This is a genomic window from Mesorhizobium sp. M1B.F.Ca.ET.045.04.1.1 (genome assembly GCF_003952465.1).
Lineage (GTDB): Bacteria > Pseudomonadota > Alphaproteobacteria > Rhizobiales > Rhizobiaceae > Mesorhizobium > Mesorhizobium shonense.
The window spans coordinates 2,467,206-2,482,310 of sequence record NZ_CP034448.1; the positions used below are offsets into that span (position 1 = coordinate 2,467,206).

Annotated in this window: 17 protein-coding genes; 5 read left to right on the forward strand and 12 right to left on the reverse strand. The window is 64.2% G+C overall.

What is annotated here, in order from left to right; translation table 11 throughout:
• Nucleotides 1-975 carry a D-erythronate dehydrogenase gene (gene denD, locus EJ071_RS12090; protein ID WP_126098066.1) on the forward strand — a complete coding sequence of 325 codons (975 nt, stop codon included), beginning with the start codon at nt 1-3 and terminating at the stop codon, nt 973-975.
• Between the two features lie 186 nt (nt 976-1,161).
• Here denD and EJ071_RS12095 read toward each other — a convergent pair whose 3' ends face one another.
• The 4 genes from EJ071_RS12095 to EJ071_RS12110 all read right to left on the reverse strand — a co-directional run bounded on the left by EJ071_RS12095 (nt 1,162) and on the right by EJ071_RS12110 (nt 5,224).
• Nucleotides 1,162-2,358, reverse strand: coding sequence for a nickel/cobalt transporter (locus EJ071_RS12095; RefSeq protein ID WP_126098067.1), 1,197 nt, complete (start codon nt 2,356-2,358; stop codon nt 1,162-1,164).
• A 7-nt stretch (nt 2,359-2,365) separates the two neighbouring features.
• Nucleotides 2,366-3,034 (reverse strand): DUF1007 family protein, encoded by a 669-nt coding sequence (locus EJ071_RS12100; protein WP_126098068.1) that lies wholly within the window; start codon nt 3,032-3,034, stop codon nt 2,366-2,368.
• Between the two features lie 88 nt (nt 3,035-3,122).
• Nucleotides 3,123-4,022 carry a LysR family transcriptional regulator gene (locus EJ071_RS12105; protein ID WP_126098069.1) on the reverse strand — a complete coding sequence of 300 codons (900 nt, stop codon included), beginning with the start codon at nt 4,020-4,022 and terminating at the stop codon, nt 3,123-3,125.
• A 2-nt stretch (nt 4,023-4,024) separates the two neighbouring features.
• Nucleotides 4,025-5,224 carry an amidase gene (locus tag EJ071_RS12110; RefSeq protein WP_126098070.1) on the reverse strand — a complete coding sequence of 400 codons (1,200 nt, stop codon included), beginning with the start codon at nt 5,222-5,224 and terminating at the stop codon, nt 4,025-4,027.
• A 537-nt stretch (nt 5,225-5,761) separates the two neighbouring features.
• Between EJ071_RS12110 and odc2 the strand changes: the two genes are divergently transcribed.
• Both odc2 and EJ071_RS12120 read left to right on the forward strand, forming a co-directional pair.
• Complete coding sequence (gene odc2, locus EJ071_RS12115) at nt 5,762-6,895, forward strand: ornithine/lysine decarboxylase (protein WP_126098071.1); 1,134 nt, start codon at nt 5,762-5,764, stop codon at nt 6,893-6,895.
• Between the two features lie 160 nt (nt 6,896-7,055).
• Nucleotides 7,056-7,718 carry an N-acetyltransferase gene (locus EJ071_RS12120; RefSeq protein ID WP_245460206.1) on the forward strand — a complete coding sequence of 221 codons (663 nt, stop codon included), beginning with the start codon at nt 7,056-7,058 and terminating at the stop codon, nt 7,716-7,718.
• Between the two features lie 65 nt (nt 7,719-7,783).
• On the opposite strand, the gene EJ071_RS12125 is transcribed toward EJ071_RS12120, so the two are convergent.
• The 4 genes from EJ071_RS12125 to EJ071_RS12140 all read right to left on the reverse strand — a co-directional run bounded on the left by EJ071_RS12125 (nt 7,784) and on the right by EJ071_RS12140 (nt 9,835).
• Nucleotides 7,784-8,068: an SCP2 sterol-binding domain-containing protein gene (locus tag EJ071_RS12125; protein ID WP_126098072.1), complete on the reverse strand. Its 285-nt coding sequence runs from the start codon at nt 8,066-8,068 to the stop codon at nt 7,784-7,786.
• 213 nt (nt 8,069-8,281) lie between these two features.
• A complete protein-coding gene (locus tag EJ071_RS12130; protein WP_126098073.1) occupies nt 8,282-8,803 on the reverse strand; it encodes a hypothetical protein in 522 nt (173 codons plus the stop codon).
• 31 nt (nt 8,804-8,834) lie between these two features.
• Nucleotides 8,835-9,257 carry a hypothetical protein gene (locus tag EJ071_RS12135; protein WP_126098074.1) on the reverse strand — a complete coding sequence of 141 codons (423 nt, stop codon included), beginning with the start codon at nt 9,255-9,257 and terminating at the stop codon, nt 8,835-8,837.
• An 8-nt stretch (nt 9,258-9,265) separates the two neighbouring features.
• Entirely contained in the window at nt 9,266-9,835 is a 570-nt protein-coding gene (locus EJ071_RS12140; protein WP_245460207.1) for a rod-binding protein, read from the reverse strand.
• A 392-nt stretch (nt 9,836-10,227) separates the two neighbouring features.
• On the opposite strand from EJ071_RS12140, the gene EJ071_RS12145 reads away from it, so the two are divergent.
• The gene (locus EJ071_RS12145; protein WP_126098075.1) at nt 10,228-10,815 is read left to right on the forward strand and encodes a transglutaminase-like cysteine peptidase; all 588 of its coding nucleotides are present in this window, start codon (nt 10,228-10,230) and stop codon (nt 10,813-10,815) included.
• Between the two features lie 33 nt (nt 10,816-10,848).
• On the opposite strand, the gene EJ071_RS12150 is transcribed toward EJ071_RS12145, so the two are convergent.
• From EJ071_RS12150 to flhA, 3 genes are read right to left on the reverse strand one after another with little or no spacing between them, the layout of a single operon-like run.
• Nucleotides 10,849-11,232 carry a hypothetical protein gene (locus EJ071_RS12150; protein ID WP_126098076.1) on the reverse strand — a complete coding sequence of 128 codons (384 nt, stop codon included), beginning with the start codon at nt 11,230-11,232 and terminating at the stop codon, nt 10,849-10,851.
• A gap of 4 nt (nt 11,233-11,236) precedes the next feature.
• On the reverse strand, nt 11,237-11,989 hold the full coding sequence (gene fliR, locus EJ071_RS12155) for a flagellar biosynthetic protein FliR (RefSeq protein ID WP_126098077.1): 753 nt from the start codon (nt 11,987-11,989) through the stop codon (nt 11,237-11,239).
• The gene (gene flhA / locus EJ071_RS12160; protein ID WP_126098078.1) at nt 11,986-14,073 is read right to left on the reverse strand and encodes a flagellar biosynthesis protein FlhA; all 2,088 of its coding nucleotides are present in this window, start codon (nt 14,071-14,073) and stop codon (nt 11,986-11,988) included. Before flhA ends, fliR begins: the two co-directional genes overlap by 4 nt.
• Before the next feature lie 160 nt (nt 14,074-14,233).
• On the opposite strand from flhA, the gene EJ071_RS12165 reads away from it, so the two are divergent.
• Entirely contained in the window at nt 14,234-14,533 is a 300-nt protein-coding gene (locus tag EJ071_RS12165; RefSeq protein WP_126098079.1) for a putative quinol monooxygenase, read from the forward strand.
• A gap of 57 nt (nt 14,534-14,590) precedes the next feature.
• On the opposite strand, the gene EJ071_RS12170 is transcribed toward EJ071_RS12165, so the two are convergent.
• Nucleotides 14,591-15,067, reverse strand: a complete 477-nt coding sequence (locus EJ071_RS12170) for a MarR family transcriptional regulator (protein ID WP_126098080.1) — start codon at nt 15,065-15,067, stop codon at nt 14,591-14,593.
• Between the last annotated feature and the right edge of the window lie 38 nt (nt 15,068-15,105).

Consider the following 15,105-nt stretch of genomic DNA (forward strand, 5'->3'; position numbering starts at 1 on the left):
ATGAGAATTCTGATCACCGGCGCCGCCGGCATGGTTGGCCGCAAACTGATCGCAAGGCTGGCCAAGGACGGTGTGCTGCGCGGGCGTAAAATCACGGCGATCGATTTGCACGATATCGTGGCGCCGCAGGCGCCGGCGCTCGCGGGCGTCGATGTCTCGATCCATACCGGCGACCTTTCCGCGCCCGGCGCGACGGCTAAGCTCGTCGCTTCCCATCCGGATGTGATCTTCCATCTGGCCGGCATCGTGTCCGGCGAGGCGGAAGCCAATTTCGACCTCGGCTACCGCGTCAATCTCGACGGCACGCGCGCGCTGTTCGACGCCGTGCGCCTGGCGGGCTTTGCGCCGCGCCTCGTCTTCACCTCGTCGATCGCCGTGTTCGGCGCGCCGTTCCCCGATGTCATCCCGGACGAGTTCCATCCGACGCCGCTCACCTCATACGGCACGCAGAAGCAGATGAGCGAAGCGCTGCTTGCCGACTATACGCGGCGCGGCTTCTTCGACGGCATCGGCATCCGGCTGCCCACCATCTGCGTGCGGCCGGGCAAGCCGAACAAGGCGGCTTCGAGCTTCTTCTCCGGGATCATCCGCGAGCCGCTCAGCGGGCAAGAGGCGATCCTGCCGGTGCCGCGCTCGGTGCTGCACACGCATGCCAGCCCACGCTCGGCGGTGAATTTCCTGATCCATGCGGCAGAGATCGACGGCGACAAGGTCGGGCCGCGCCGCAACCTCACAATGCCCGGTGTCGCCGTGACCGTCGGCGAGCAGATTGAGGCGCTGGAGCGCATCGCCGGACCCGAGGTGGTGAAGCGGATCCGCGAACAGCCAGACGAAACGATCTGGGCGATCGTCAAAGGCTGGCCGACGCGGTTCGAGGCGCGCCGCTCGCGGGAACTGGGTTTTGTCGCCGAGAAGAATTTCGACGAGATCATCCGCGCTCATATCGAGGATGAGCTGGGCGGAAAGGTATATTGATATTCAGGTGATGCCGGCCTGCGAATGGCGGCTTCCTGCGCTTCCGGCCTTCGCCGGCCGAAGCATTCACGAATGGCGTGGCAGCCAAATTAAGGCTACGGCCGGCGTAGGCCGGTTCGCGGAAACCACCATTCTCGGCTCGGCCTGACCTGAATCTCAACACACCTTGGCGAGCCAGCCTTAAAATCAGGCGCCGCCCGTCAGGCTGGCCGACAAAAGCAGCAGGCCGACCAGGAAGATGAAGGCCGCGCCGCCGATCTCGACGATCGAATGGATACGGTTGCCGAGGCGTCCGTCGCCGGCGAAATAGACCGCCCAATTCTTCGCCGTCACCGCGAGCGTCGCCAGCGCCGAGACCGTGATCGCGGTGCCGATCGACATCGCCAGCACCGACAGCAGGCCACCCATCCAGAGCCCGTTGAGGAGCGCAAAGCTCAGCACGATCAGCGCGCCGGAGCAGGGGCGGATGCCAACGGCGGCCACCGCCGACCAGGCGGTCTTCCAGTCGAAACGGTCGCCCGAAAGCAGCGCCGGGTCCGGAGCATGCGAATGGCCGCAGGTCTCGCAGACTTCTCCCGGACCATGGTCGTGATGATGATGCCCAGCGTGATCATGGTCGTGCGCCGCGTGGTCGTGATGATGGTGATCGTGCGCGCTGTGATCCTGTGCCTCGTGGCTGCGCGCATGCGAATGCGCCGCATGAGCATGCGTCGAATGCGAATGAGTGTGGGAATGGCTCGCGTGGGAATGCGCGCCAGCGTGCGAGTGCCCGCCATGCGAATGGCCGGCGTGCGCCGCCGACAGGCTGTAGGCGGGCGCTCTGCCGAGCAGGCGCAGTATCGATGGACCGAGCTTGCGCCACAAAAGCCAGGCGCCGAACAGGGTGACCAGCACAAAGCTGGAGATCTCGAGGAACCAGGCCGCGTCGGTCATCGACACCGCCGTGCCGCGCAGCACGAAATAGGCAAGCACCATGACGACGACCGCGGTGAGGCCCTGCAGCAGCGCCGAGACGAAGGACAGCATGATGCCGCGCTTCAGCGCCACTTCGTTGGCGACCATGTAGGACGAGATCACCGCCTTGCCGTGGCCGGGGCCGGCGGCGTGAAAGATGCCATAGGCGAAGGAAAGCCCGACCAGCAGCCAGAGCTTGCTGCCGTCCTGGCGCATCGCCTTCATGGCGGCGGCCAGCGAATGGTAGAATTCCTGCTGCCTCAGATTGATCCACATCAGGATATGGGCGAACGGGCCGGAGGTGCTGGGCGCCATGCCGTCATTGGTGCCGATGCCGAGCGAGCTCTGGGCATGGGCGGCGCCGGGCAGATGGGTAAGCACCAGGGTGGCGGCCAAAAGGCCAAGCGCCAAGCGCAGCGATGGTTTCATCACCGGTTTATCCTTCTGGCGGGCAGGTCAGTTCGAGGTTGGTGGCGAAGATCTTGCTCATGTCGGTGCCCGTCGGATCGTTGAAGAACGCGTCCGTCAGGGTCTTCTGGTTTTCCTTGATCGCTTCGTCCGGATCGGGACGGATGACCTTCTTGGTGCAGTTCGAGGGCAAGCCCTCGACGGTGAGGTTGGCGTCGTCGGTGAAGTCGATCGCCGTATAGAAGGTCGGATCGTAGACGCCGATGTCGATCTTGCCGGCGAGCTTGATCGGTGTCTTCGGCTGCGATTCGAACAGGATGATCAGCTGGTCGTTGTCGAAGTTGGCCATCAGATGCGGCGGCGGGACCATGGGTACGTCCTTGCCGTCCTGAGTGACGAGCTGGAAGTAGTTGAACTCGGCCAGCGAGGAATGGACGGTGTCGGCCACTTCCTTGAGCTCTTTGTCGTCAAGCTTCAGATCGGAGTTCTTGTCGAACTCCATCATCACAGTACTCGAAAAAAGATCGTCGAAGCGCCAAAGGTGGCGCAGCGCCGTCACACTTTGGTGATCTTCGCTGAGGATGACGTCGAGGCGGGCTTCAGCGAAGACGTGGGGATGCACCTCGGCCGGCTCGACCGCGGCAAATGTCACTGCTGCGGCCGAAGCCAGCATGGTTGCTTGCCGTTTCAGGTGCATTCTCAGCCGCGATTCCATCGACTTTGGGAGTGGACCCCGAGAGTTATCAGAAAGGGGGCGAAATTGGGACCGCGAGCCTCCCGGTCGGTCACGCTGCGTCGCGTGTCCTGAACCAGTGCACCAGGAAATCGACGAAGACGCGGACCTTGGCAGGCAGGTAGCGGCGGTGCGGATAGACGGCGAAGATGCCGCTGCCCGACAGGATACGGTCGTCGAGCACCGTTACCAGCCGGCCGCTGGATAGATCGGGCGCGGCGATGAAATCCGGCAGGATGGTGAAGCCCAGGCCCGAGACGGCTGCGGCTCTCGCCGCCATCGGACTGTTCACCTCGATCGGACCCGAGACGGTGACGCTGACCGAATCCTCGCCGTCGCCCTTGAAGCGCCAGTTGGCTAAAGAGCGGCCATTGGTGTCGACGATGCAGGGCATGTTGGAAAGATCCTGCGGGCGCGTCGGCATGCCATGCTTTGCGATCAGCTCGGGCGACGCGCAAAGCTTGATCGAAAACGGCCCCAGGCGCCTGGCGATCAGCGAGGAGTTCTCCAGCCGCGAAATGCGCACGGCGACATCGAAGCCTTCCTCGACCAGATCGACGAAGCGGTCGTCGAGATGGATGTCGAGCACGATGTCGGGATGCTGCTTGGCGAAATCGATCAATGATTGGCCGATCGGCGCGTCGGCGAAGGTGCGCGCCGCCGAAAGCTTGATCCGGCCGCGCACGTCGCCGGAGGATTCGCGCACTGCGTCGGCCAGGCTGTCAACCTCGCGCACGATTTCGGAGGCGCGCTGATAATAGGTGTGGCCGGCTTCGGTCAGCGAGAACTGCCTGGTGGTGCGGTTCAACAGCAGCGCGCCGAGCTCGTCCTCCAGCTCGCGCACATATTTCGACAGCAGCGCCTTCGAGCGGCCGATCTTGCGCGCGGCGGCCGAGAAGCCTTCCGCCTCGACCACGTCGATGAAGGCGCGCATGCGGGTCAACGTATCCATGATCAGACCTTTCGTGCCGCGTCGAGAATCCTGCGGCCGAGCCGTATCAAAGCGACGTCGCTGCCGGAAGGGCCCAGCAGCGACAGGCCGAAGGGCGCGCCGTCGACAGAACCGAGCGGCAAGGTGATTTGCGGGAAACCCGACAGGCCGGCCAGGCACAACAGATGCAGCGCCCTTTCGCGATAGGCCTGGAACTGTTCCGGTGTGCTTGCCGCGAGCGGCGCTGCGCCTGGAACGGTCGGCAGGACGAGAAGACCGTTGTCGCCCAGCAGGGCGCCCAATTCGGCGCGGAAAGCGGATCGGCGTGCCGTCTCGGCGGCAACCGTGCCGGCATCGATCGTACGGCCGAAGCCGAAACGCTCATCGACGCCAGGGCCAAGGCCGTGGTTGCCCGCGGAGATCCAGCCGCCATGAACCTGCCAGGCCTCGTAGGCCTGCAGCCTGCGAAAGCACCAATAGAGTTCATCCGGAGACGAGGCGAAGGCGTATCCCGTCTCGGTCGGCTCGCCGACGACGCCGGCGGCCAGCGCCTTCATCCGCGCGTATTCGGCGGCCTCGGCCGGGCCGGCAACGAAGGCATCGAGCGAGTGGATCGCCAGCGGGCGGTTGAGCGGATGCCGGTGCGGATCATCGCCGAGCAGCAGCTTGCCGACCGCCTCATAGGTCTCGATGTCGCCGGCGAACCAGCCGAAGGTGTCGAAGCTCGGCGCCAGCTTCATCGCGCCGTCGAGCGAGATGCGGCCGTGGCTGGTGCGCAGCCCGATCAGGCCGCAGAAGCTCGCCGGCGCGCGGATCGAGCCGCCGGTGTCGGAGCCGATGGCGATGTCGGCAAGGCCGCCTGCGACTGCAGATGCCGATCCCGAGGAGGAGCCGCCGGTCACGCGGTTTGGAGCGGCCGCGTTCACCGGGAACGCGAAATGCGAATTCTGGCCGAACAGCGAGAAGGCAAGCTCGTCGGTCTGCGTCTTGCCGACGAATTGCGCGCCGGCATCGAGAATCACCTGCACGGCCTCGGCCGTCTGCGAGGCGGCGTGCGCCTCATCGAACTTGCGCGGGTTGCCGCAACCGGTGCGGTAGCCGGCGATGTCGTAAATGTCCTTGACCGCAAGGCGCAGGCCGGCAAGCGGGCCTATTTCCGCATTTGCCACAGGCATTTGGCGCAGATCGAGGAAGGCGTTGAGAGGGCCGTGAGTACCTGGCATCGTTCGATTTCCGGATACGGTCCACAAACATTGTTCGATGCCGGAATTTTTACAACCGGCGCTTACGATTTTTATTGATTGTAAAACCCTTCGCTCTTATATCGCGCTTGCCCAAAGTCGCACGTGCCTGTGGGTGTCCGCCGATCCTCGAATGGTGAGGGCAATCGGTAAGGTAACTGGAGCCAACCCCTCCAGTCGGTCAGTGGCCAACCACAAGATCGAGGACACCTTGAAGCAACGACGGTGCGGGCCTTTCTGGTTCTCTTCCGGTCGTCCAAAGACCGGGGTTACTAAAGAGGCACACCTTCATTGCCGGCAGTGCGGATGGTCTCCCATCCAAGCCAAGGCAGACAAAGCGAACCGAGGCCGGGCAAGGCCAAGGTTCATCGCCGCGAGACGGCGGTTCATGGTTCCGGGGTCTCCACCGGCTGGTTCCATGGATTTTCGTCCCGCCTTTGTCCACCGCGTGTTCGCGAGGCCGACGGCCCGTGACGCGCAGCCTTTGTGCACGCCGCAAGGCGTGATGGAGAGACCGCTATGGCTACTCAGCGCATCCTCGACTTCCTCGCCACCCGACGTCCGAACGGCCCCTGCCTGGTCGTCGACCTCGATGTCGTGCGCGACAATTTCCGCGCCTTCGAGAAGGCGTTGCCCGATTCCAGGATCTACTATGCGGTGAAAGCAAACCCGGCGCCGGAGATCCTGCGCCTGCTTGCTGCGATGGGCTCGTCCTTCGACACCGCATCCGTTGCCGAGGTTGAGATGGCGATGGACGCCGGCGCGCCGGCCGACCGCATTTCCTTCGGCAACACCATCAAGAAGGAGCGCGACATTGCGCGCGCCTATCAGCTCGGCATCCGCCTCTACGCGGTGGACTGCGTCGAGGAGGTCGAGAAGATCGCCCGCGCCGCCCCCGGCTCGCGCGTGTTCTGCCGCGTGCTCACCGACGGCGAGGGCGCCGAATGGCCGCTGTCGCGCAAGTTCGGCTGCGTGCCGGCGATGGCCGTCGACGTGCTGCGCCATGCCAAGGGCCTCGGCCTCGACGCCTATGGCGTGTCGTTCCATGTCGGCTCGCAGCAGACGGACCTCACGGCCTGGGACCGCGCGCTGGGCGACGCCAAGAAGGTATTCGCGACGCTCGCCGAGGAAGGCATTGTGCTCAAGATGGTCAACATGGGCGGCGGCTTCCCGACCCGTTACCTGAAGGACGTGCCCGCGGCACAGTCCTATGGCCAGGCCATCTTCTCGGCGCTGCGCAAGCATTTCGGCAACGCACTGCCCGAGACGATCATCGAGCCGGGCCGTGGCATGGTCGGCAATGCCGGCGTCATCAAGTCGGAAGTCGTGCTGATCTCGAAGAAGGCCGACAACGACAATGTGCGCTGGGTGTTCCTCGACATCGGCAAGTTCGGCGGCCTCGCCGAGACCATGGACGAGGCGATCCGCTATCCGATCGTCACTCGCCACGACGGCTCGGAGACCGCGCCTTGCGTGCTCGCCGGCCCGACCTGCGATTCGGCCGACGTGCTCTACGAGAAGACGCCTTATCCGCTGCCCTTGTCGCTGACCATCGGCGACGAGGTGCTGATCGAAGGCACCGGCGCCTATACGACCACCTACTCGGCGGTCGCCTTCAACGGCTTCGAGCCTCTCCGATCCTACGTGATCTGACCGGTTCGCAAGGACCGCTCAGATCAACCCGAGTGGGTGTCTGTCATCCGCCCGGGCTCGCTTGTGGAACAGATCTCCGCTCGTGAAGGATCGCGGAAATGGATATGGCAAATCTCATCGTTGACGGCACTGCGCGACTCCTCTCCCCCTCGAGGGGGAGATGGCCGCGCAGCGGCCAGAGGGGGTCAGTCCGACCGGGCTCGGCCTGCTGCGGCAGATGGAGGCTGGCGCTTCACGCGCGGCGACCCCCTCTGTCGCATTTGGCGACATCTCCCCCTCGAGGGGGGAGATTGCCCGCGCCTATACCATCCTTGCCGAAGGCGTCGGTGACATTGAGGCGCGCGAAGCGTTGCTCGACCGTGCCATGGGGCCGAAGCGCAGGAAGAAGTCGTCCGAGAAGCTGCGGCGCGGCCGCCGGCCGTCGGAAGGCCTGGCCTTTGTCGCGCGCGATCCCTCAGGCGCGGTCGTCGGCACGGTCCGGCTGTGGGATGTGACGCTGGGCGAGAACGGCCCGGCCGCACTGCTGCTAGGGCCGCTGGCGGTCGAGCCGTCGCTGAAGAGCGGCGGCATCGGCTCGGCGCTGATGCACCACGCGGTCGCCGAGGCCGCGCGGCTTGGCCATGGCGCGATCCTGCTCGTCGGCGATGCGCCCTACTACGGTCGGTTCGGCTTCTCCGCCCGCCGCACCGGCACGCTCGCCATGCCCGGCCCCTATGAGCGGCACCGGCTGCTGGCGCTGGAACTGAAGGATGGCGCGCTCGACGGCGCGAAGGGCACGATCAAGGCCGCCGGCCGCAAGGTCAAGGCGCTCGATTTCGTTTGATCATTGAAAGCCGATGCGGCGCCGTGTCGATGCGGCGCCGCGTCTGTCTTGCAAGTGGTGGTTCATCAGCCGAGCAGCTGGCTCAGCGCCATGGCGACCGTCATGTCGCCTTCGACCTTCAGCTTGCCGGCCATGAAGGCCATGGTCGGGTTGAGGTCGCCGGCAATCAGCGAGTCGAGATCGTCGAGCGAAAGCTTGATCGTGCAGTCGGTCGGGGCATCGGCGGTCGAGACGGTCGCGCCGTCGATAACGATGACGCCGTCGCTGCCGGTGTCGAACTTGACCGAGTGCTCGAAGCCCGCGCTTGCCACGCGCGACTTGATCTTGTCGGCAATCTCCTGAACGCCCACGGCGGTTCTCCTCGTTTGGTTGCGTTTGGCGCGCACCAGCCTTAGCCGCTGGGCGAGGCCGCGTCGCGCGGGAGCGCGGCGACACACTGGCGCATATAGCTTCCAGTTGACGTTTACGTCAACGTGGTCGCCATGCGGCATGTTGGTAACCATGCGGCATGTCGCATCACTTAGGGCCGAGGAAACCGTGGTCAGAAAGCCTCGGGCAGGCGATCAGTGCTGCTTGAAAGCCTTGGTCATTTCCTGGGCCGTCTCGCCGGCATTCTTGCGGCGGCGGATGGCGTTGTCGCGGATTTCGTCCTTGGACAGGAAGTTGACCTGGTCGATCAGCACGTCATGTACCAGCTCGACGCCGACGCGGGCGTTGACGGTGTCGCGGATCGCCTTGCGGAAAGCGTCGAGATCGATCGTCTCCTTCTTGGTGAAATCGATCTGAGGATTGGAATAGAGGTAGGAATAGACCTGGTCGGTGATCAGTGCCGGCGCCGGGATCGACAGTTTCTTTATCTGATCCGGTTCCACCGTGTAGACGAGCTTGGTCAGGAAATAACCATCGATCTTGGCACCGCGGATGAGCGGCACCGAAATGATATCGGTCTTGACGTAGTCGAGGCCGCCCAGCATCGGCTTCGGCGGCTCGCCGACACCGCGTTCACCCGCAGCCTGGAAGGAATAGAACACCGCGCCGAGCGTGGCGGCGCAGATCCAGAGCGCTGCGGCGATGAACTTGATCACCGGATCCTTCCTTGCGCCATAGTCATCCCATTCAAGCCCGGGCGTATCCGAATTCGCCGGCCGAATAGGTGCCGTCGGTATCGGCGCGCTGGATGGCGTTCTTCAGCAGCGTGGCGACCTCGTTGACGGCATTGAGATGGGCAAGGATAGCCGCTTCGTTCTTCGCCAGCTTCTGCCGAAGCCGCGCCAACCCCTCGCGATGCTGCTCGAGGAACTCGATCTCGTTGGCGCCCTTCAGGGCCCGGGTCAGTTCGTAGAGATAGCGGCTCTTGCGGGCATTCGAGGCCTTGAGGTCGTAGTCGGTTCCGCTGCGGATACCAGCCGTCTCCTCGTCCACCGCTTCCTCGATGCGGCCGATGATGGCGGCGAGGTTGCCTGGCCGGGCGGACGCGGTCGGCGCTTCCGTGGCGGTGGTTCGTGCTGGCAGGTTGGAAAGGTCCGTTTGGTCGGCCATGTAAGTCCCTAGATCTCGATGTCCGTTTTTATGGTTGTGTCGTCGCCGGTCATCGACCGAGCGGCCTTGCGCTCAAGCTCCTCGACCAGGGAGGTCGAAAGCCTGGTCTGCCGGTCGATCTCGGCTTTCTCCGGTCCGCCCCCAACGGGCCCGACCGGCACCTTATGCTTGCCGTCCAGATAATGGTCGGCAAGCATTGATTTCGCGATGCCGATACCGCCGTGCGCGGCCATCACATCGGCCACCTTTTCGGCAAGCTGCGACTTCCACATGTCGCCGGCCAGCCCCTTGCCGTAAACGCCTTCGGTGTCCTTGGGCATCATGTTCTGGATGAAGGTCGTCAGCACCATCGCCTCGAAGCGCTGGAACTTTTTCGCCGGGTTCGCCGCCTCGGCTTTGTCGGCGGTGGCGCGCGACAGCACAGAACCGGCATCGACCGATGCGGCCTGGTCGATCGAGAAGGGACCCGCGGCACCGCCCGCCCTTCTCGCGAGTGCCGCTCGCGCCGCCTCGACGTCGGCCGGCTCCGCTGCGCGGGCGACGTCCATCACGATGTCGCTGGGGGGAGAGATAGCCAAGAAAGCGCTGCCTTTTGCCGGGTTTTGTGAGTTGCACAATGACTCAACAAGCTTGTGGCAGGCTTGCGGGAGGCGAAATGCAGATCGCAGTCCGACCTTGTCGTCAATGACCCCAGATCCCCTGGCCGTAGGCCGCTGCGTGGATATCGAAGGCGGAATTCCCACCCGCGGCCGAGCCACTACGAGCCGTGCCGATGCTGTTCGTGGCCGGCGGCTCCTTATCAGGAGCACTCAAGCCCTTTCCACCGCTTCGGCATAAGCTCAAATCTTATTTTAGAGCGTATTAATATTTTAACGGCGTTGCCCCGCCCAGGCTCGAATTGTGCCCTTTAGAAACCGCTCATTAACCCGCCCCGCTCACCCTAGGAAGCCAAATATCGGAGACGTAGATCGTGAAACGCGATGTCGCGCTGATCGCATTTCTGTTGTCGGTTGCCTGCCCATTTGCCGCCCAGGCCGGAACGACCATGGAAACCAGAGGCAAGGGGTTCGCACCGCCGGCCTTCTATTCGTTCTGCAGCCACCAACCCGGCCTGTGTAGCACGGCCGGCGGAACAAAGGTCGTCACCTTGCGGTCTGGGCTCAGCGCGCAATTGAAGCAGGTGAACCGTTCGGTCAATTCACGCATTACCGAGCTCAGCGATCGAGCCGTTGTCGGCAAGGATGACGACTGGCGCGTGCCAACGGTGTCCGGCGACTGCGAAGATATTGCGATCCTGAAGAAACTCGAGCTGATGAAGCGCGGATGGCCGGCCTCGGCGCTGCTGTTGACCGTGGCAAGCTATCACGGCGAGGGGCACACCGTATTGACGGTGCGCACCAATGAGGGCGACCTGGTGCTCGACAACCTCACCAACTCGGTCCGTGACTGGTCCAGCACGCCTTACAGCTATTTCGCCCGGCAGGCGCAGGGGAATGGCAGACGCTGGGAACGGATCGGGGCCGCCAAGCCGGTTGGCACGACGGCGACCGGCACCTGACGCCGCCCGGTTCGCCTCGCGGCGGATCAACTGCTACTCATGTCCCCGCTTCTGCGCAATGAGGTCCAGCCGCTCGCGGTCGGAGCGCTCGCGCTCGTCGCGCCGGCGGACGTCCTTATAGGCGCGCTCGACCATATTGGTGCGTGCCGTCGCGGTGGCGATCAGCGCCGCCTCCTGCCGGGCGCTCTCAAGGTTCTGTTTCTGCCGGGCGAGCGCGTTGGCGATGCGGCGATGGTAAAGCTCCGGGAACAGGCCGGCCATTGAGCCACCGGCATCGAAATGCCCGACGAGTTCCCTCGCTTCCGATTCGGCCGCCACGGCCGCGGAGAGGAAGCCGGCATGACGGGTTTCGTGCAGCGCCTTCAATTGCTCCTGCACCTTGACCAGTTTCTTCAGCCGATCCTTGCGTGAGGTCATTGCGCTACCTCGCCAGCGTGAGATCGACGAAGCCGTCGACGAACAGCGACAGCAAGGTGCCGATGGCAAAGTAGAAGATGATCAGCCCGCCGGCGATGACGAAGGGTAGCGAGATGAAGTAGACCGGGATCTGCGGCGTCAGCTTGTTGACGAAGCCGATCGTCAGGTTGACCAGTATGGCGTAGGCGACGAAGGGACTGCCGAGCCGGATCACCAGAAAGAAGGCATCCGATACCGTGTCGGTGACGTCGACAAGGGCTGCCTGCGGATTGAAGAACACATTGACCGGAGCAACCGTGTAGGACGCGACCAGCGCCCTGACGATCTCGTGGTCGAAGTCGAAGACGAAAAGCAGGAGCAGCGCCGAGAACGAGATGATGGCGGCGAGCGCCGCCTGCGGCTCCGGCTCCTCGATCGCCGGGCCGCCTGAGCCGCCATAGCCGATCATCATGGCGACGGCTGAACCCATGAAGCGCAGCGCTTCCATGTAGAGCCTGGTCATGGCGCCGATCAGACCGCCGACCAGAAGCTCGGAGACGATCATCGGCGCAAGGATCTGCGGGCGCGGATCGACATAAGGGTAGATGCGGTCCCACAGGAAGGCGAGCAGGCCGCCGGTGGCGGCGACCGACACGAACAGCCTGACCTGCATCGGCACGCGGGTGCTCGACAGGCCGGGCATCAGCATGAAGCAGGCGCCGATGCGGCAGAAGGCGAGGAAGGCGGCGATGACGACGCCTTGCGAGAGCGCGTTCACGAGATCGTTCCAAGCACCTTGATCTCGACGCCCTTGGCGATCTCGACATGGGAGAGAACGGGGAGCGTCGTGAACAACCGCTCGATGATCATGCGCACATAGGGTCGCGCATCGGGCGCGGTGACCAGCACGAAGCGCTCGCCGGCCTCGAGGTGCTTGCGGATCGCCTTGGTCGCGTCCTGGCCGAATTCCTCGAGCTGGCGCGGATCGATGTCGAACTCGCGCACCTCGCCCTTGGCGTCGCGCTTGAGGCTCTGGTGGAAGGCAAGGTCCCAGCGGTTGCCGAGGCGCAGCACCTTGAGCATGCCGCCCTCGGAAAGGTCGCCGCAGATCTGCTGCGCCATGCGGATGCGGACATGCTCGACGATCTGCTCGGTGCGGCGCACATGCGGCGCGATCTCGGCGATGGCCTCGATGATCAAATGCAGGTTGCGGATCGAGACGCGCTCGGCAAGCAGAAGCTTCAGCACCGCCTGCAGGCCGGGATAGGAGATGTGCGAGGTGCAGATCTCGTCGGCGAGCTTGCGGTATTCGGGATCCAGCCGCTCGAGCAGCGCTTTCATATCCTTGTAGGACAGGAGCTGCGGCAGGTTGTTGCGGATGACCTCGGAGAGGTGGGTGAGCAGCACCGACATGTTGTCGGCAAAAGTGTAGTTCTCGCGCTTCAAATCCTCGGCGAAGGTTTCCAGCACCGAATAGGCGCGCATGCCGAAGGCCGGCTCGCGGATCTCCTCGCCAGGGATGTCAGGCACGCCGCGCGTGCCGAGCAGCACCATGACCTCGCCGACGCGCATCTGGTATTCGGCGACGACGGTGCCGTGGACCTTGATCTGGTAGCTCTTCGGCGGAATGGCGAAGTCGTCGGCGACGCGCACCTCCGGCACCACGAAGCCGTATTGCTGGGCGAATTTCTTGCGCATCTTCGACATGCGGAACACCAGCTCCTGATGCGCGACCAGCAGCCGGGTCGAAAGCTGCTTGCCGATCAGAAGCTCGATCTCGGCGGTGGCCAAAGATGCCTTGACCGAATTCTTCTCCTCTTCGGCTTTGTTCGCCTTCTCCTGGTTCTTCAACGCCTCCGCGGCAGCCAACTCGCGATTTTGGCGCAGCGGGATGACGTAACCGAGGCCGGCCATGGCGCCGGCGAGCGCGAAGAACGGGAACAGCGGCAGGCCGGGCATCAGGCCGAGGATGACGAGCAGCGAGCCGGCGACATAGAGCGCGCGCGGATGTGCGCCGAGCTGGCCGAAAACCGCCTGGTTGGCCGAGCCGCGGGTGCCGCCCTTGGAGACCAGCATGCCGGCGGCGAGCGAGACGATGAGGGCCGGGATCTGGGTGACCAGGCCATCGCCGACCGACAGCTTGATGAAGACGTCGGCGGCCTGGCCGAGGCCCATGCCATGGCGCAGATAGCCGATGGCGATGCCGCCGACGATGTTGATGGCGGTGATGATGAGGCCGGCGATCGCATCGCCGCGCACGAATTTCGAGGCGCCGTCCATGGAGCCGAAGAAGGAGGATTCTTCCTCCAGCTCACGGCGGCGGAGCTGCGCCGTCTTCTCGTCGATCATACCGGCGGACAGGTCGGCGTCGATCGACATCTGCTTGCCGGGGATGGCGTCGAGGGTGAAGCGCGCTCCGACCTCGGCGATGCGGGTGGCGCCCTTGGTGATGACGATGAAGTTCACCACGATCAGGATCATGAAGACGATGAGGCCGATGACGAAGTCGCTCGACATCACCAGCTTCGAGAAGCCCGAGATGACATAGCCCGCGGCATGGGTGCCCTCGTTGCCGTGCGACAGGATCATGCGCGTGGTGGCGATGTTGAGCGAGAGCCGCAGCATGGTGGCGATCAGCAGCACGGTCGGGAAGGACGAGAAATCGAGCGGCCGCTGGATCCACAGCGCCACCATCAGGATCAGCACCGAGAGCGCGATCGAGAAGGCAAGGCCGATGTCGATGAGGAAGGCGGGGATCGGCAGGAACAGCACCGCCAGGATGACGACGATGCCGAGCGCGAAGAAGACGTCGCGGCCGTTCTTGGCCACCACGCCGGACGGGATTGTTTCGCTGATCGCCATGTCGTCCTCGAATCCAGATTTGCCCGGCGCAAAGGGCAGGCCCCCGACCGTAGCCGGCCAAGCTTGCGCGAAGGTGGGAGAGGGGCTACTGCCGAGTCCGGATGACGGCGCGACGCCGGAGGGCAGCAAAAGGTTGCCGGGATATCGCGAGGACAAGAGCATGCTGCTGATCATCGGCACTATACGCGTGCCGCCTGACAGGCTGGCCGACACCAGGCCGGCCATGGAGCGGATGATCTCGGCCAGCCGCGCCGAACCCGGCTGCCTCGAATATTCCTATGCGCAGGATGTGCTCGATCCCGGCTTGATCCATGTTTCCGAAATCTGGAGTGACCGTGCCGCGCTCGACGCGCACTTCAAGTCGGCGCATATCGCCGAATGGCGCGCGAGCTGGTCGGAACTCGGCATCGGGGATCGGAAGCTCACTCTCTACGAAGCGGGCGAGGGCACTGCGACATAGAGCTTGTTCTTACGCAATTCCGGACGGAAAACCGCTCACACTTTTCCTGGAATTGCTCTAACCGGTCGCGTCCGCCGTGGCGACGCCGACCAGCCAGCGGCGGACGGCGCGTTCCTCGGTCGCGGACAGTCCTGCAGTCAGCTCGCGTTCAAGCTTCTGCACCCGTTCCCGGCATTTCTTCAGCAAGGCGCGACCGCTGTCGCTGAGATCGAGGTGCTGGATGCGCCCGTGCACCGCATGCGGCTTGCGGACGAGAGAGCCTGCCCTTTCCAGATTGGCGACGATCACGCTCACCGTCTGCGGGGTGAGCACCGCAAGCCGGGCGAGGTCGGCGTTGGATATGCCGGGATAGGCCGACAGCATGGTCAGGGTCGCGAATTGCGGCTGCGTCACGCCGAATTCGCCCAGCGCGCGCTCGACTCGCAGCCTGTAGGCACCGGCCGCCTGGCGCAGCAAATAGCCGATATAGCCTTGCTCGCCGCGCTTGCCTTCGCCGGGCGCGGGAATTGCAGGGGAGGTTTTCCGCTTGCGCACGATGTCAGGGCTCTTATATGTTGTTCGAACACTGATAT

What these genes read in the sequence shown, in the direction of transcription:
- EJ071_RS12120 (WP_245460206.1), top strand. Translation starts at nt 7,056, where the DNA reads ATGGCCGCGCAGCGGCCAGAGGGGGTCAGTCCGACCGGGCTCGGCCTG.
- denD (WP_126098066.1), top strand. Translation starts at nt 1, where the DNA reads ATGAGAATTCTGATCACCGGCGCCGCCGGCATGGTTGGCCGCAAACTG.
- flhA (WP_126098078.1), bottom strand. Translation starts at nt 14,073, where the DNA reads ATGGCGATCAGCGAAACAATCCCGTCCGGCGTGGTGGCCAAGAACGGC.
- EJ071_RS12100 (WP_126098068.1), bottom strand. Translation starts at nt 3,034, where the DNA reads ATGCACCTGAAACGGCAAGCAACCATGCTGGCTTCGGCCGCAGCAGTG.
- EJ071_RS12150 (WP_126098076.1), bottom strand. Translation starts at nt 11,232, where the DNA reads ATGACCTCACGCAAGGATCGGCTGAAGAAACTGGTCAAGGTGCAGGAG.
- EJ071_RS12105 (WP_126098069.1), bottom strand. Translation starts at nt 4,022, where the DNA reads ATGGATACGTTGACCCGCATGCGCGCCTTCATCGACGTGGTCGAGGCG.
- EJ071_RS12135 (WP_126098074.1), bottom strand. Translation starts at nt 9,257, where the DNA reads ATGGCCGACCAAACGGACCTTTCCAACCTGCCAGCACGAACCACCGCC.
- EJ071_RS12095 (WP_126098067.1), bottom strand. Translation starts at nt 2,358, where the DNA reads ATGAAACCATCGCTGCGCTTGGCGCTTGGCCTTTTGGCCGCCACCCTG.
- odc2 (WP_126098071.1), top strand. Translation starts at nt 5,762, where the DNA reads ATGGCTACTCAGCGCATCCTCGACTTCCTCGCCACCCGACGTCCGAAC.
- EJ071_RS12165 (WP_126098079.1), top strand. Translation starts at nt 14,234, where the DNA reads ATGCTGCTGATCATCGGCACTATACGCGTGCCGCCTGACAGGCTGGCC.
- EJ071_RS12110 (WP_126098070.1), bottom strand. Translation starts at nt 5,224, where the DNA reads ATGCCAGGTACTCACGGCCCTCTCAACGCCTTCCTCGATCTGCGCCAA.